Source organism: Pseudomonas retamae, assembly GCF_043496865.1.
Taxonomy (GTDB): domain Bacteria; phylum Pseudomonadota; class Gammaproteobacteria; order Pseudomonadales; family Pseudomonadaceae; genus Aquipseudomonas; species Aquipseudomonas retamae.
In genome coordinates, this window is record NZ_JBIEIL010000004.1 from 193,825 (window position 1) to 210,087 (window position 16,263).

Below are 16,263 nucleotides of genomic sequence, written 5' to 3' on the forward strand. Positions count from 1 at the left end.
TAGTGCGCGCCATTGACGACGCAGATGCGTTGACGATACTGCCCAGATGGTGAAATTGGTAGACACGCCAGCTTCAGGTGCTGGTGACCTTACGGTCGTGGAAGTTCGAGTCTTCTTCTGGGCACCAATTTCGAGTTTGAGACTAGATCAGTTTCAAGACTCACACAAAACCCGCGAAAGCGGGTTTTTTGCATTCTAAGCCCGGGTTTTCTTAAAACCGATTTATTAAAATTAAATCAGGGGTTTACAGATCAAAATGCGCTCCGTATAGTGCGCCACATCAACAGCGGCAACGCTTGCGATGATTGCCCAGATGGTGAAATTGGTAGACACGCCAGCTTCAGGTGCTGGTGACCTTACGGTCGTGGAAGTTCGAGTCTTCTTCTGGGCACCAATTCAAATTCAAGGTTCAGGCCTTGGATCTCACAAAAACCCGCGAAAGCGGGTTTTTGCGTTTCTGGCCATCAGAAACCTGAAACGTCACAGCCGCTATCAAAACGCCAATGCCCGCGCAAGGCGCATCTGAGAACCAATATCGTTTATCATTGTTGCAAGTTTTTGCAATGCGACAGTGAGGAACCCTGCGAATGACGTTTCGAAATACCCTGCGCCGAGGCCTGACCTTCACCATCCTTGGCCTGGCGCTCGCCACTCCCCTCACCCAGGCAGCCGATGCGGCTTCCCTGACGTTGTACAACGGTCAGCACAAGGAAGTCGGCGATGCGATAGCCAAGGCTTTCGAAGCCAAGACCGGCATTCATGTCAACGTGCGCAAAGGCAGCAGCAATCAGCTCGCCAGCCAGATCATCGAGGAAGGCGACCGCTCCCCCGCCGATGTGATCTACACCGAAGAGTCGCCACCGCTGAACAACCTCGGCGAACAAGGTCTGCTGGCCAAGGCCGATGACGCGACCCTCGCGGTATTGCCAGAAAAATATGTAGCCGCCAACGGTACCTGGATCGGCGTCACCGCGCGCGTGCGCGTGGTTGCGTTCAACCCGAAACTGATTGACGAGAAAGACCTGCCGAAATCGGTCATGGAGTTCTCCGAGCCGCAATGGCAGGGCAAGGTGGGTTTCGTGCCGACCAGCGGTGCATTCCAGGAACAGGCCGTGGCGATCATCAAGCTGCACGGGCGTGACGCCGCCGAAGAATGGCTGACCGGCCTGCGCGCGTTCGGCAAGACGTACAGCAACAACATGGTCGCACTCAAAGCCGTGGAGAACGGTGAGGTCGCTACCGTGCTGGTGAACAACTACTACTGGTTCGCCCTGCAACGCGAAAAAGGCCAACTCGATTCGAAACTGCACTACTTCACCGGCGGTGACGCTGGCGGCCTGATCACCGTGTCCAGCGCCGCCGTGCTCAAGTCCAGCAAACATCCAAAAGAAGCCCAGCAATTCCTCGCTTACATGGCCAGCGAAGAAGGTCAGCGCGTGATCACCCAGACCACCGCCGAATATCCGCTGCACAAGGGCATGGAATCGGATCGCGGGCTCAAGCCGTTCAGCGAACTGGAGGCACCGAACGTGACGCCGGCCGATCTGGGCAATGCTGAAGAAGCGCTGGAACTGGAACGCGAAGTTGGCTTGAACTGATGAGCGCATCGTTATCCGCCCCCGCCGCGCGCGGGGGTTACGTGCCAAAACGCAAACGGCCATCAATCTGGCTGCTGCTACCGGTGTTACTGCTGGTGGTGCTGAGCCTGCTGCCGCTGGCCTATGTCGGGCTCAAGGCCTGGCAGGCAGGTTGGGCCGAAGCGCTGCATTTGCTCTGGCGACCGTATGTTTTTGGATTGTTGCGCAACACCCTGGCGCTGATGGTCGGCGTAACGATCACTTGCGGCGTGATCGGCTTGTCGCTGGCCTGGCTGCTGGAACGCAGCAATCTTGCGGGGCGACGCTTATGGGGCGTGATTCTGTGCCTGCCGTTCGCGGTGCCGGCGTTTGTCAGCAGCTTCACCTGGGTTTCGCTGAGCGCACAGTTCGAAGGCCTTGGCGGGGCCATTCTGGTGATGAGCCTGTCGAAGTATCCGCTGATCTTTTTGCCGGTCGCGGCGACGTTGCGCAACCTCGACCCTTCACTCGAAGAGTCCGCTCGCACGCTGGGGCAGAATCGCTGGGGCGTGTTTCTCCGAGTGACCCTGCCACTGCTTTGGCCATCGCTATTGGCCGGCTCGCTGTTGATTGCCTTGCACATGCTGGTCGAGTTCGGCGCGCTGTCGATCATTGGCCTGCAAACCTTCACCACGGCGATTTATCAGCAGTTCGAGCTGGAATTCAGCAACGCCAACGCGGCGATGCTCTCGGCAGTGCTGCTCGCGCTGTGCCTGCTGTTGCTGTGGCTGGAACTGCGCGTGCGTGGCAAGGGCCGGCATGTGCGCACCGGTCAAGGCGCAGCGCGTCAGGCCGAACAGGTCCACTTGGGACCCTGGGCTGCGCTCGGTCAGTTGTATTGCCTGGCGCTGGCGATTGTCGGCAGCGGAATTCCACTGGGAATGCTCGCCTACTGGCTGGCGGTTGGCTCTTCTGCAGCGTTTCCGGTAGCGGCGATTAGCGAAGCACTGGTGTCATCACTGGCATTGTCGCTGGGCGGCGCGGCGCTTTGCCTGCTACTGGCGGTTCCGGTGGGACTGCTGGTGGTGCGCTACAAAGGTCAACTGGCGATCTGGGCCGAGCGTTTGCCGTATCTGCTGCACGCGCTGCCGGGGTTGGTGATTGCTTTAACGCTGGTGTATTTCGCCCTGCACTACGTGCCTGTGCTGTATCAGACCTCGGGGCTGTTGCTGATCGCTTATGCGCTGCTGTTTCTGCCGTTGGCCCAAGCGCCGATTCGCACCGCGCTGAACAAGGCTGCGCCACAGTTGGAAGAGGCGGCCCGCACGCTCGGGGCCTCGTCGTTCACGGCGTTTTGTCGAGTGACATTGCCGATCATTTTCCCGGCCTTGGGCGCCGCGTTTGCGTTGGTGTTTCTCGATGCGATGAAGGAATTGACGGCGACGCTGCTGCTGAGTCCGACCGGGCTCAATACGCTGGCGACGGAGGTCTGGGCGCATACGGCGAATGTCGAGTTCGCGGCGGCGGCGCCTTATGCGGCGTTGTTGATTGTGGTGTCGGGGTTACCGGTTTACTTGCTCACGACGCGGATGTATCTGAGCCGTTGATACCGCTTTTCGCGAGCAGGCTCGCTCCCACAATGGATTGAGTTTCCCTGTGGGAGCGAGCCTGCTCGCGAAGAGGCCAGCCCGGCCAACATCAAGCCCGGAACTGCCCCAGACTCGCCTTCAACTGCGCCGCCAGACCATCCAGCACCTTGCCACTGGCCGTGGTTTCCACCACCGCCTGCGCGGCTTTTTCAGCCTGGGCGTGAATCGTCTCGACCCGCCCGCGCACAGCCTGCGCACCCTGCGCCTGATGCGCTGCCGCTTGTGTCGCGAGGCCGATCGCTGCGTGCACCTGCTCAACCGAAGCCTGCACCGATTGCTGCAGCCGCGCGCTGTCACGCAGCACCAGCAAGCCTTCGCTGGCCTGGCGCCCGGCCTGGCCGATCGCTTCGACCGCTTCGCGCGCGCCCTGCTGCAACGCGACAATGTGCGCCTGAATATCGCCAGTGGAGCTTTGCGTCTTGCTTGCCAACGCCCGCACTTCGTCCGCCACCACGGCGAAGCCGCGGCCGGTCTCGCCCGCGCGCGCCGCTTCAATCGCCGCGTTCAAGGCCAACAGGTTGGTCTGCTCAGCGATGCCGTGGATCACCGTCAGCACCACTTCAATCTGTTCACTCTGCTGCGCCAGCCGCTCGATGACTTTCGCCCCGGTGTCCACCTGCCCGGCCAGCGCTTCGATCAGGCCGCCGACCTTGGCCGAGGTACGGGTGTTTTCATCAGTGGCCTGACGAATTTCCACCACCTGCTTAAGCGCGGCTTGCATCGCATGACTTTCCGATTGCGCCTCGTCGGCCATTTGCGACAACGCGCGCAGGCTCTCGGCAACCTCATCGCGCTGCATGCCGGCCGCCGCATCAGCGCCGGCGTTGCGCAGGGTCATCGCGCCAATCTCGACACCGGTGCGCTGCGCCACATCGCCGGCTTCGCGCACGATCGGCTGCAACTTGTCCACGAAGCGGTTGACCGCCGAAGCCATGTCGCCGATTTCGTCCTTGCTGTTGATCTGCACACGCTTGGTCAGATCGCCCTCGCCCGCCGCCAGATCATCCATCGCCGCATTGAGCAATTTCAGGCGATTGACCACGCGATGGCCCAACACCACGGCCAATAACAGCAGCACCGCGCAACCGACCAGCGCCAGGCCAAGGCCGATGCGCCAGCGCAGCGTCGCCGCTGCCTCTTGAACGGTTTGCGCGGTATTGGCTTTCATCTCGCCAGCCGTGGACTGCGCCGACTGCAGGCGCGCCTGCATGGCTTTTGCGCTGTCCGCCGCGGCGCCTTTGAGGCTGTCCCCGACCAGTTGATCGCTACTGGCAATCAGCGCCGAGAAACGTTTGTCGAGTTCGACCAGATCGGTTTCCACCGACGCTGTGGAAACGCCCATCAGCACCTTGCCGATCTCCACACCGTTAGGATTGATCGACGCTTCCAGGTAATACACCGAGGGATCGTTTTTCGCTGCATCGAGGACTTTATCCAGCGCCCGCTCGCCCTGGCCTTTTTCCAGCAGGGCCTTGTTGATCGGGTTTTCACGGTTGAGGTAGCGGGTCAGGTGCTGGCCGGTGGCATCGTCATACACCACGAACAGCACGTTGGGATTGCGCTGGGCGCGACGGGCAAATTCCGACAGGGTCGGTACGTCGCTGTCCCACATCGCCCGTGGAGCAACGGAGGCGAGCAACTGCGCCATATCGTTGGCCGAATCCTTGAGGTCTTTTTCCAGCGTGGCACGCAGTTGCGCCTGCTCTTCCTTCAGGCGTGAAGACAGGCCAGCGGTAAGTCGCTGGCGAGTACTGGCAGACAACGCGTCGAGGCTGGAAGTGACTTCCCGCCCGGCCTGCTCCAGTTCGCCGGACAGCTTCTGGCTGTCGGTACCAAGGCGCGACGCCAGATCTGCTTCCAGCGCCGTAACGGTGCTCCGCGTCAGGGCGACGGCCACCAACACCTGCACCAAAAGGGCGATACCCAAGGTAACGAACACAGGCCGCAGCAAACGGCTTTGTAACAGTGAGAGAACGGCCGACACTTTGAAATCCCTCTACGTCTGACGCCATTAATTTGATGGCACTCTTGTAGACAGATTCACAGCAAAGGTCATGCCGTCCAACAGGCATTAACGACAAAGGCCCCGATTAAGGGGCCTTTGTTTTTTACATCAACGACTTATCAAGCGAACGGATGACGCAGAACGATGGTTTCGTTGCGGTCCGGGCCCGTCGAAATAATGTCGATCGGTGCACTGATCAACTCTTCAACGCGTTTGATGTAGGCGCGAGCGTTAGCTGGCAGCTCTTCCAGGGTCTTGGCACCCACGGTCGACTCGCTCCAGCCCGGCACTTCTTCGTAGACCGGCTGCAGGCCGACGTAGCTGTCAGCATCGGTCGGCGCAACAGCGTTGCCCTGTGCATCTTTGTAGCCGATGCAGATGTTGATGGTTTCCAGACCGTCGAGTACGTCCAGCTTGGTCAGGCAGATGCCCGAGATGCTGTTCACGTCGATAGCGCGACGCAGGATGACGGCGTCGAACCAGCCGCAACGACGGGCACGGCCGGTGGTGGCGCCGAATTCATGACCCTGCTTGGCCAGGTGCGCACCAACGTCATCGAACAGCTCCGTCGGGAACGGACCCGAACCTACGCGCGTGGTGTAGGCCTTGGTGATGCCGAGGATGTAATCCAGAAACATCGGACCAACGCCCGAACCGGTCGCCACGCCACCCGCGGTGGTGTTAGAGCTGGTCACGTACGGATAGGTACCGTGGTCGATGTCGAGCAACGAACCCTGGGCGCCTTCGAACATGATGTCTTTGCCGGCACGGCGCAGGTCGTGCAGCTCAGCAGTGACGTCGAGCATCAGCGGCTTGAGCAGTTCAGCGTATTCCTTGCACTCGGCCAGGGTCTTTTCAAACTCGATGGCCGGCTCTTTGTAGTAACCGACCAGCATGAAGTTGTGGTAATCCACCAGTTCACGCAGCTTGTCTTCGAAGCGCGGCATGTTCAGCAGGTCGCCGACACGCAGGCCTCGACGGGCAACCTTGTCTTCGTAAGCCGGGCCGATGCCGCGACCGGTGGTGCCGATCTTCAGCTCGCCACGGGCCTTTTCACGGGCCTGGTCCAGCGCAACGTGGAAGGACAGGATCAGCGGGCAGGACGGGCTGATACGCAGGCGCTCGCGCACCGGTACGCCTTTCTCTTCCAGCTTGGTGATCTCGCGCAGCAGGGCGTCAGGAGCGACGACCACGCCGTTGCCGATCAGGCACTGCACGCCTTCGCGCAGCACGCCCGACGGAATCAGGTGCAAGACGGTTTTCTCACCGTCGATCACCAGCGTGTGGCCCGCGTTGTGGCCACCCTGGTAGCGCACTACGGCGGCAGCATGTTCGGTCAGCAGATCAACGATCTTGCCTTTGCCCTCATCACCCCACTGGGTGCCCAGGACTACGACATTCTTACCCATAACACTTGTCCTCATTCGCGCAAACTTGGTGCCGGCGATGGCCGGCAGGAAAACTCAAGAAGCCAGTGGCGATACTTGCCAAAGCCCGTTCTGCTGAATCAATTGCCGGTCGCAGTCCGCATCACGGGCGGCGGCCAAAGGTTGTCCAGGCAAGGCCTGAACGACACGCTGACCCTCACTGCGCAACTGGCAAACCTGCTGCCAGAGTGCCGCATCCGTACTGTCAGGCATCCAGATACCGCCAGACGGTAGCTCGATCTCAGCACGCCCCAGGGTCACCAGGGTTTTCAAATCGGTGGAAAAACCAGTCGCCGGACGGGCACGACCAAAATCGGCGCCGATGTCATCGTAGCGACCGCCCTGAGCGATGGACTGACCCACGCCAGGCACGAACACGGCGAACACCACACCGGTGTGATAGTGGTAGCCACGCAATTCGCCCAGGTCGAAGTACAGCGGCAAATCAGGGAAACGCACCGACAGACGCTCGGCGATCGCCAGCAAATCTTCCAGGGCCGCCAGCACTGGCGCCGGCGCATTGGCCAGACGCTCGCGCGCAGCGCTCAACACTTCGCGACCGCCACACAGGTCTACCAATGCGCGCAGCATGTCGGACAAATCGGCTGGCAAGCCTTCGGTCAGGGTAATGACCTCGTCGATGGCCTTGCGTTGCAGCGCATCGAACAACTGCTGTTCGACTTCACCGGACAAACCGGCAGCGCGCGCCAGACCGCGATAGATGCCGACATGGCCAAGGTCCATGTGCACATCCGGCACGTCGGCCAATTGCAGCATGGCCAACATCAGGCTGATCACTTCAACGTCGCTGCTCGGGCTGGCGTCGCCGTACAACTCGGCCCCCAACTGGATCGGGCTACGCGAGGACGACAAGGCCCGCGGCTGGGCATGCAGCACGCTGCCGGCGTAGCACAGGCGGCTCGGGCCTTCGCGACGCAGGGTGTGGGCATCGATGCGCGCGACTTGCGGCGTGATGTCGGCGCGGAATCCCATCTGCCGGCCCGACTGCGGGTCGATGACCTTGAAGGTGCGCAGATCCAGGTCCTGGCCTGCACCGGTCAGCAGGGATTCCAGGTACTCGATATGGGGAGTCACGACAAACTCGTAACCCCAGCTCTGGAACAGATCCAACACCTGACGACGCGCGACTTCGATGCGCGCCGCTTCCGGTGGCAGTACTTCTTCGATGCCATCTGGCAGCAGCCAGCGGTCTACCGTTGCCATTACGCCATTCCCCTTTGATCCGGGCGGCCAGCCTGCGGGCGAGCCTTGAGTGAAGCAGAAAATGATCGATCCGTTCAAAACGCACGCGCATGAACGACGCGGCAAAAGGCCTGTTACCGGCTTCGCCCACCACTTTCCTCGAAAAACGTTCGGGCCATTCAACCCGATGCCTGCAACAAAAAACAGCAATCAAACGTGCAGACGCAAAAAAGCCGGGAATTTCCCGGCTGCCGCATCATACACACGTTTTCCCAAAGGATCACCCCGCCCGAGGATTTAGCCGCCGGGCGGAGCGATTCAGGTCAACGTCGCATCAAGGCTTGGCTTTTTCCAGGTAACGGAAGAAGTCGCTGCTTGGGTCGAGGACCATGACGTCGGATTTGTTCGCGAAGCTTTCACGGTAGGCACGCAGGCTACGGTAGAAACCGTAGAACTCCTGATCCTGACCGTAGGCCTTGGAATAGATCGCAGCGGCCTGGGCGTCACCATCACCGCGAACCTCTTCGGATTCACGATAGGCTTCAGCCAGCAGCACGCGGCGTTGACGATCGGCGTCGGCACGGATGCCTTCAGCCAGCTCGTTACCCTTGGCGCGGTGCTCGCGAGCTTCACGCTCACGCTCGGTGCTCATACGTTCGAACACGCTGCGGTTCACTTCCTTCGGCAGATCGATGGCCTTGACCCGGACATCGACGACTTCGATACCCAGCTCTTTTTCCGCCATCTTGTTCAGCGATGCAGTGATGTCAGCCATCAGTGCGTCACGCTCACCCGACACCACTTCGTGCAGGGTGCGCTTGCCGAACTGGTCACGCAGGCCCGATTCCAGACGACGCGACAAACGCTCGTCGGCAATCTGCTTGAGACCGGAAGTCGCAGTGTAGAAGCGCTCGGCATCTTTCACTCGCCACTTGGCGTAGGCATCGACCATCACGGCTTTCTTTTCCAGGGTCAGGAAGCGCTGCGTCGGTGCGTCCAGTGTCAACAGGCGTGCGTCGAATTTACGCACCTGGTTAACGTAAGGCACCTTCACATGCAGACCCGGCTGAACATCGGCCTGAACCACACGGCCGAATTGCAGCAGCACCGCACGCTCGGTCTGAGCGACGATGTAGAAGCAATTCCAGCCCACCAGTACCACAACGACGCCAACGATCAGGGCGATCAGCGATTTATTGCTCATCAGCGGGTCTCCCTTGTACGCGTCTGCGGCACGTCAGTGACATGCGGCGTGACGTCCGTGTTGTTGCTGGCGGCCGAACCGGTCACCGGTGCGTTGCCCGAGCTGTTCTGGATCATCTTGTCCAACGGCAGGTAGAGCAGATTGCTCTGGCCGTTCTTGTTGCCGGTCACGAGTACCTTGCTGGTGTTGCTGAAGACTTCCTGCATGGTGTCCAGATACAGACGCTCGCGGGTGACTTCAGGTGCCTTGCGATACTCGGCGACCAGCTTGGTAAAGCGATCGGCCTCACCCTTGGCGCGCGAGATCGTTTCGTCGCGGTAACCGTTGGCATCTTCGATGATGCGCTGGGCCTGACCACGGGCTTCCGGCACCACGCCGTTGGCGTAGGTTTCAGCCTGGTTGCGCGAACGCTGTTCGTCTTCACGGGCGCGGATCACGTCGTCGAAGGCTTCCTGCACTTCACGCGGTGCCGCTGCGCTCTGTACGTTGACCTGGGTAACGGTGATACCGGTGCGATAGGTATCGAGGAAACGTTGCAGACGCTCCTTGATTTCGCTGGCCATCAATTCACGACCTTCGGTGAGTACCTGGTCCATGGCGGTCGAACCGACCACGTGGCGCAGGGCACTTTCAGTTGCGTGCTGCAGGCTGATTTCCGGCTGATCGACGTTCAGTACGAAATCCTGCAGGTTGCTGATCTTGTACTGCACGGTCAGCGGCACTTCGACGATGTTTTCGTCTTCAGTGAGCATCTGGCCCTGCTTGGAGTACGCACGCTCACGCGTCACGTTTTCCATGTACTTCTTGTCGATCGGCGGGAAATAGATGTTCAGGCCCGGGCCGACAGTCTCGTAGTACTTGCCGAAGCGCAGCACCACGGCCTGCTCCTGCTCGTCCACCACGTAGACGGCGCTGTACAGCCAGACGGCCGCCAGCACGACCAGGCCGATGCCGAGCAGGCCGCCGAAGCCGCCACTGCTCTTGCCCGAACCACCGCCGTCATCACCACGTTTCTTGCCACCACCGAACAACCCGTTCAGGCTTTCCTGCAGCTTTCGGAAGGCCTCGTCGAGATCCGGTGGCCCCTTGCGGTCGCCGTTATTGCGGCGCTTGCCACCCCAGGGATCCTGATTGTTCGAGTTGCCACCCGGCTCATTCCAAGCCATAGCGCTCTCCATCTGATAAAGCAAAGACGCACCCACGGCGCGCCGACCAATGCTACAGAATGCCTGCCGTTGCGGCACAACCGCTTTTTCAGGCTTTTATTGCAAAGTGTGTTGCTCGATGAATTCCATCGGCTGCAATCCTTCGCGGCTTACCAGTCGATTCAACTCGATCCGGGGCAAACGAACGGTCAGCAGACTGACACCTTCTTCGTCGTGCTCTTCTTTCTGCACCGCGCCGAGTTCGAAAAACTGCGCACGCAGGCGCGCGAATCGTTGCGGCAAACGCAAGGTACCGACAAACAGATCACTGCCGAGCAATTCGGCAATCGCCTGCTCGAGCAATTCCAGACCGCTGCCATCACGTGCCGACAACCACACCCGCTGGGGCTTGCCGTCTTCATCGCGCTGGATTTGCGGCTCGACGCCTTCGAGCAAATCGAGTTTGTTATAGACCTCGAGGATCGGCAAGTCCTGGGCACCAATCTCGCCCAGCACCACCATCACTTGCTCGATCTGCAACATGCGATCCGGTTCAGCCGCGTCGATGACGTGTAACAGCAAGTCTGAGTTGCTCGACTCTTCGAGGGTAGACCGAAATGCTTCAACCAGCTTGTGCGGCAAGTGCCGAATGAAACCCACCGTGTCGGCCAGGACAATCGGCCCCAGGTCATCCAGATCCAGACGACGCAGGGTCGGGTCGAGTGTGGCGAACAACTGGTCCGCCGCGTAGACCTCGGATTTCGTCACGTTGTTGAACAGCGTGGACTTGCCGGCGTTGGTGTAGCCAACCAGCGATACGGTCGGAATTTCCGCCCGCGAACGGCCACGACGCGACTGCTCGCGCTGGCTGCGCACCTTCTCCAGCCGGCCCTTGATCTGGCGCAGACGAACCCGCAGCAGACGCCGGTCGGTTTCCAGTTGTGTCTCACCCGGACCGCGCATGCCGATGCCGCCACCCTGACGCTCAAGGTGAGTCCAGCCGCGGACCAGCCGGGTGCTCATGTGGTCAAGCTGGGCCAGTTCAACCTGGAGCTTGCCTTCATGGGTACGGGCGCGTTGGGCGAAAATATCGAGAATCAGACCGGTGCGGTCAATCACGCGACACTCGAAAACACGTTCGAGGTTGCGTTCCTGACTGGGCGTGAGGACGTGATTGAAAATCACCAGATCGGCTTCTTCAGCCTTGACCAGGTCGCGTAGTTCTTCGACCTTGCCGCTGCCGATCAGGTATTTGGCGGTTGGCCGATGACGCGGCACGTTAAAAAACGCAACGGTCTCGGCGCCGGCCGAATTAGCCAACTCCTGAAACTCCTGCGGATCTTCGCGCGCCTCAGGGTCCTGTCCATCCAAGTGAACGAGGATGACTCGTTCACCACCACCGTGGCGCTCAAAGAACAAAGGAGACTCCTATCAGGCGTTACCCGGAGCTGGCTCTGCGTCGCCCTGTTCGTTTTCGGTTGCGCTAGGCAGACGAATCGGACGAACCGGCACTACGGTCGAGATAGCATGTTTGTAAACCATCTGGCTGACGGTGTTTTTCAGCAGGATCACGAACTGGTCGAACGACTCGATCGTGCCTTGCAGTTTGATACCGTTGACCAGGTAGATGGAAACCCCGACTTTCTCTTTACGTAAAGTATTCAGGTAAGGGTCTTGTAGCGAATGCCCTTTTGACATGTGCCGCACTCCTTTAAGGATTCAATAATAAAAATAGGTAATTCAGATGGCTTCGGCCGTCACACCCCCAAGGATAGACGGCAATTGCAAGGACTCAGCTCAATATGGAGATGGTCCCAAGGTATTTCAAGGCGCGTGGCAGATTGTCGCAATCAAGACTGTCCAGCCAGTGTAAATCTTCCCAGCTGCGCAGCCAGGTGAACTGGCGTTTGGCCAATTGGCGCGTGGCGATGATGCCGCGCTCCTGCATTTCGGCCAACGTCAGCTTGCCATCCAGGTAGTCCCAGACTTGGCGATAGCCTACCGCACGTATAGACGGCAACCCGGCATGCAGGTCACTTCTATTACGCAGGGCTACGACCTCGTCGATGAATCCCTGTTCCAACATGTTTGTGAATCTTTGTCTGATGCGGTCATGCAGTACCTGGCGGTTTGCCGGGGCAATGGCCAGATTCGCGACAGTATAGGGCAATTGTTGCAGTCCCGAAGCGGCTGCTTCGGTACTTTGCGCAGATTGTTGCTGACGCAGGTCAGTCATGCTTCGACCGCTGACTCGATAAACTTCGAGTGCGCGACTGAGGCGTTGCGGATCATTGGGGTGAATCCGCGCCGCCGACACCGGGTCGATGATCGCCAATTGATCGTGCAGGGCCTGCCAGCCAAGGCGCGCGGCCTCTTCTTCGATCTGCGCACGGACCTCGGGATCGGCGGCGGGCATGTCCGCCAGGCCGTCGACCAAAGCCTTGTAATAGAGCATGGTGCCGCCCACCAGCAGCGGGATTTTGCCGCGTGCAGTGATGTCGGCCATGGCTTGCAGGGCATCGCGGCGAAAATCCGCAGCCGAATAGGCTTCGGCTGGATCAAGAATGTCGATCAAGCGGTGCGGATGTTCGGCCAGCAGCTCTTTTGAAGGCTTGGCGGTACCGATGTCCATGCCGCGATAGACCAGCGCCGAATCGACACTGATCAGCTCGCACGGCAACACCTTGGTCAGCTCGATGGCCAAATCGGTCTTGCCCGCAGCGGTCGGGCCCATCAGGAAAATCGCTGGAGGAAGCTGGCTCATCAACGACCGCGCAGGAACAGTTTGTCCAGATCGTCCAGACCCAGTTGGGTCCAGGTCGGTCGGCCATGGTTGCATTGACCGCTGCGTTCGGTGTTTTCCATGTCGCGCAGCAGGCCGTTCATTTCCGGCAAAGCCAGGCGCCGGTTGGCGCGAATCGCGCCGTGACAGGCCATGGTGCCGAGCAATTCGTTGAGGTGCGCCTGAATGCGGTCGCTGGTGCCGTATTCCATCAGGTCCGACAGCACGTCACCGACCAAACGGTTGGCTTCGGCCTGCTTGAGCAACGCCGGGATCTGCCGGATCGCCAGGGTCTCTGGACCCAGCCGCTGCAGTTCGAAGCCCAGCCGCTGGAACCACGCGGCATGCTCTTCGGCGCAATCGGCTTCGCGCTGACTCACGGCCAGCGACTCCGGCACCAGCAGTGGCTGACCACTGAGGCCCTCACTGGCCATGGCGATCTTCAGGCGTTCGTACATGATTCGCTCATGGGCAGCATGCATGTCCACCAGCACCAGGCCATGGGCGTTCTCGGACAAGATATAAATGCCTTTGAGCTGCGCCAGTGCATAACCGAGCGGCGGGATATCTTCCTGGCCGGCGGGCAGCGAACTGGCATTGGCTTCTGGCAGCGGCGCGAAAAATTCTTTGTAAGCGGCTTGAGCCTCGGCGGCAGGCACCGCCGCTTGCGGGCGCGGCGTGTACTGATATTGGTAAGCGCCGCCAGCGCTGGCACCGGACGAGGTATTGAACGCCGGCTGTGCCTGCGGTTGCTCAAGCAACGCATTGGCGGCAAGCCGCATCTCGCCTTGCGGGCCAAATTCACCCGCGTCGATTCCGCTCGGCCGCACGATGGCCGTTGTCACGGAGCCGGCCAACTGGTCCTCCGGACGCACATCGCCCAGCGCACGGTGCAAGGTGCCATAGAGGAAGTCATGGACCATGCGCCCGTCGCGGAAGCGCACTTCGTGTTTGGTCGGGTGGACGTTGACGTCGACTGCCGCCGGATCGACCTCGAAAAACAGCGCGAACGTCGGGTGGCGGCCATTGAACAGCACGTCGCGATAGGCCTGGCGCACCGCGTGGGCAACCAGTTTGTCGCGCACTGCGCGGCCGTTGACGAAGAAATACTGCAGATCCGCCTGACTGCGGTTGAAGGTCGGCAAACCGACCCAGCCCCACAGGTGCAAACCGTTACGCTCGATTTCGATCGGCAAAGCCTGTTCAAGGAAACCCGAGCCACAGATCGCCGCCACCCGCCGGGCGCGGGCCGCATCATCATGGGCCTCGTGCAGGCTGAGGATGGTTTTGCCGTTGTGCCGCAGGTGGAAGGCTACGTCAAAACGCGCCAGCGCCAGACGCTTGATCACTTCTTGCAGGTGATCGAATTCGGTTTTTTCGGTCTTGAGGAATTTGCGCCGCGCCGGAGTATTGAAGAACAGATCGCGGACTTCTACCGATGTACCGACCGGGTGCGCGGCCGGTTGCACGCGGGGCGCCATGTCGCGACCCTCCGTCTCGACCTGCCAGGCCTGATCGGCGTCGCGGGTGCGCGAGGTCAGGGTCAGGCGCGCCACGGAGCTGATCGACGCCAGCGCCTCGCCACGAAAACCCAGGCTCATCACCTGTTCGAGGTCTTCAAGGTTGCGAATCTTGCTGGTGGCGTGACGGGCCAGGGCCAGCGGCAGGTCGTCGGCGGAGATGCCGCTGCCGTCGTCGCGCACCCGCAGCAGCTTGACGCCGCCCTGCTCGACATCGACATCGATACGCTTGGCGCCGGAGTCGAGGCTGTTTTCCAGCAGTTCCTTGATCACCGAAGCCGGGCGTTCAACCACCTCACCGGCGGCTATCTGGTTCGCCAGCCGCGGGCTGAGCAGTTCGATGCGGGCGCTGTTCAGTACCTGGTTCATTCTTTCGACGCCAGTTCAGTGCCGGGAATGGTCAGGTGCTGGCCGACTTTCAGCTCATCGGTTTTCAGGTTGTTCGCGGCGCGCAACGTGGCCGGCGACACTTGATAACGCACACCGATCATCGCCAGCGTCTCGCCCGGACCGACGCGGTGATCACGCGGGCCCTGGGCAATCTTGCCGGAATCACGCAGCCAGGCGATGTAAGTGCCCGGCGGCGGATTCTGCTGGAAGAACTGGCGCACGCCGCTGCTGATCGAGCGGGCCAGCGCTTGCTGATGGCTCGACGCCGAGAGTTTGTTGGCCTCGTTGGCGTTCGAGATAAAACCAGTCTCGACCAGAATCGACGGGATGTCCGGCGATTTCAGCACCATGAACCCGGCCTGCTCCACACGTTGTTTGTGCAGCGGCGTGACACGACCGATGTTGGTCAGCACTTTCTGGCCGACGTTGAGACTGGAAGTCAGAGACGCCGTCATCGACAGATCGAGCAGCACGCCGGCGAGCATGCGGTCCTTGTCATCGAGGCTGACGTTGCCAGCACCACCGATCAGGTCGGAACGGTTTTCGCTGTCGGCCAGCCAACGGGCGGTTTCCGACGTGGCGCCGCGATCAGACAGGGCGAACACCGATGCACCAAACGCGGCAGCAGATGGCGCGGCGTCGGCGTGAATCGAAACAAACAGGTCGGCGCCCTTTTTGCGGGCAATTTCGGTACGGCCGCGCAACGGGATGAAGTAGTCGCCGGTGCGGGTCAATTCGGCGCGGAAGCCTTTCATGCCGTTGACCTGACGCTGCAATTCGCGAGCGATCTGCAGCACCACGTCTTTTTCACGCTGGCCGCGTGAGCCAGAGGCACCCGGGTCTTCACCGCCGTGGCCGGCATCGATCACCACAATAATGTCGCGCTTGCCGGCCGGGGCTGGCGGCAGTTTGATCGCCGGTTCCGTCGGAGTCACCGGCACTGCCGGAACGGTCGCCACCGATGGCGTTGGCGCAGGTGGCGGCGCGGCATCGGCCGGATTGTCGAACAGATCGACCACCAGACGGTTGCCGTATTGCGCGTTCGGCGCCAGCGAGAAGCTTTTCGGGGTGACGGCTTTCTTCAGGTCGATGACCACCCGCAGGTCGGTCGGCGTGCGCTGGGCCGAACGCATCGCGGTGATCGGCGTGTTGGCGGTCTGCACATTCAAGGGCGCACCGAGGGTGGCGCCGTTGATGTCGATGACCAGCCGGTCCGGCGCGGTCAGGGTGAACACGCTGTGCTGTACCGGGCCGCTCAGGTCGAAGACCAGTCGCGTATTGTCCGGCGCCCGCCACAGGCGCACGCTGTTGACCTTTGAATCGGCCACAGCGTTGACGGTTACTGCCATCAACATCAGTCCAGCGGCAGCCACCAACGCGCG

Annotated in this window: 12 protein-coding genes and 2 tRNA genes; 4 read left to right on the forward strand and 10 right to left on the reverse strand. The window is 60.8% G+C overall.

Annotation, left to right across the window (positions count from 1 at the left end):
• Positions 1-40 precede the first annotated feature (40 nt).
• From ACGSLL_RS09715 to ACGSLL_RS09730, 4 genes are all read left to right on the forward strand, one after another.
• Positions 41-127 (forward strand) — tRNA-Leu (locus ACGSLL_RS09715).
• 180 nt (positions 128-307) lie between these two features.
• A tRNA-Leu gene (locus ACGSLL_RS09720) sits at positions 308-394 on the forward strand.
• Positions 395-587: 193 nt separating this feature from the next.
• The gene (locus ACGSLL_RS09725; RefSeq protein WP_394505300.1) at positions 588-1,598 is read left to right on the forward strand and encodes an extracellular solute-binding protein; all 1,011 of its coding nucleotides are present in this window, start codon (positions 588-590) and stop codon (positions 1,596-1,598) included.
• Positions 1,598-3,163 (forward strand): ABC transporter permease, encoded by a 1,566-nt coding sequence (locus ACGSLL_RS09730; protein WP_394505302.1) that lies wholly within the window; start codon positions 1,598-1,600, stop codon positions 3,161-3,163. The genes ACGSLL_RS09725 and ACGSLL_RS09730 overlap by 1 nt, the downstream gene beginning before the upstream one ends.
• A 91-nt stretch (positions 3,164-3,254) precedes the next feature.
• Here the strand turns inward: ACGSLL_RS09730 and ACGSLL_RS09735 are convergent, their stop codons facing one another.
• The 10 genes from ACGSLL_RS09735 to ACGSLL_RS09780 form a co-directional block, all read right to left on the reverse strand.
• Positions 3,255-5,189: a methyl-accepting chemotaxis protein gene (locus ACGSLL_RS09735; protein WP_394505304.1), complete on the reverse strand. Its 1,935-nt coding sequence runs from the start codon at positions 5,187-5,189 to the stop codon at positions 3,255-3,257.
• 140 nt (positions 5,190-5,329) lie between these two features.
• Positions 5,330-6,619: an adenylosuccinate synthase gene (locus ACGSLL_RS09740; protein WP_394505306.1), complete on the reverse strand. Its 1,290-nt coding sequence runs from the start codon at positions 6,617-6,619 to the stop codon at positions 5,330-5,332.
• Between the two features lie 54 nt (positions 6,620-6,673).
• Positions 6,674-7,861, reverse strand: coding sequence for an ATP phosphoribosyltransferase regulatory subunit (locus ACGSLL_RS09745; protein WP_090280774.1), 1,188 nt, complete (start codon positions 7,859-7,861; stop codon positions 6,674-6,676).
• A 313-nt stretch (positions 7,862-8,174) separates the two neighbouring features.
• The gene (hflC, locus tag ACGSLL_RS09750; protein ID WP_039756857.1) at positions 8,175-9,044 is read right to left on the reverse strand and encodes a protease modulator HflC; all 870 of its coding nucleotides are present in this window, start codon (positions 9,042-9,044) and stop codon (positions 8,175-8,177) included.
• Complete coding sequence (gene hflK, locus ACGSLL_RS09755) at positions 9,044-10,210, reverse strand: FtsH protease activity modulator HflK (protein WP_039756854.1); 1,167 nt, start codon at positions 10,208-10,210, stop codon at positions 9,044-9,046. The genes hflC and hflK overlap by 1 nt, the downstream gene beginning before the upstream one ends.
• A gap of 96 nt (positions 10,211-10,306) precedes the next feature.
• Entirely contained in the window at positions 10,307-11,608 is a 1,302-nt protein-coding gene (gene hflX, locus ACGSLL_RS09760) for a ribosome rescue GTPase HflX (protein WP_090280771.1), read from the reverse strand.
• 12 nt (positions 11,609-11,620) lie between these two features.
• Positions 11,621-11,887, reverse strand: coding sequence for an RNA chaperone Hfq (gene hfq / locus ACGSLL_RS09765; protein ID WP_090280768.1), 267 nt, complete (start codon positions 11,885-11,887; stop codon positions 11,621-11,623).
• A gap of 94 nt (positions 11,888-11,981) precedes the next feature.
• Positions 11,982-12,953 (reverse strand): tRNA (adenosine(37)-N6)-dimethylallyltransferase MiaA, encoded by a 972-nt coding sequence (miaA, locus tag ACGSLL_RS09770; protein ID WP_394505311.1) that lies wholly within the window; start codon positions 12,951-12,953, stop codon positions 11,982-11,984.
• Positions 12,953-14,860: a DNA mismatch repair endonuclease MutL gene (gene mutL, locus ACGSLL_RS09775; RefSeq protein WP_394505313.1), complete on the reverse strand. Its 1,908-nt coding sequence runs from the start codon at positions 14,858-14,860 to the stop codon at positions 12,953-12,955. Before mutL ends, miaA begins: the two co-directional genes overlap by 1 nt.
• Complete coding sequence (locus tag ACGSLL_RS09780) at positions 14,857-16,236, reverse strand: N-acetylmuramoyl-L-alanine amidase (protein WP_394505899.1); 1,380 nt, start codon at positions 16,234-16,236, stop codon at positions 14,857-14,859. The genes mutL and ACGSLL_RS09780 overlap by 4 nt, the downstream gene beginning before the upstream one ends.
• Positions 16,237-16,263: the final 27 nt, after the last annotated feature.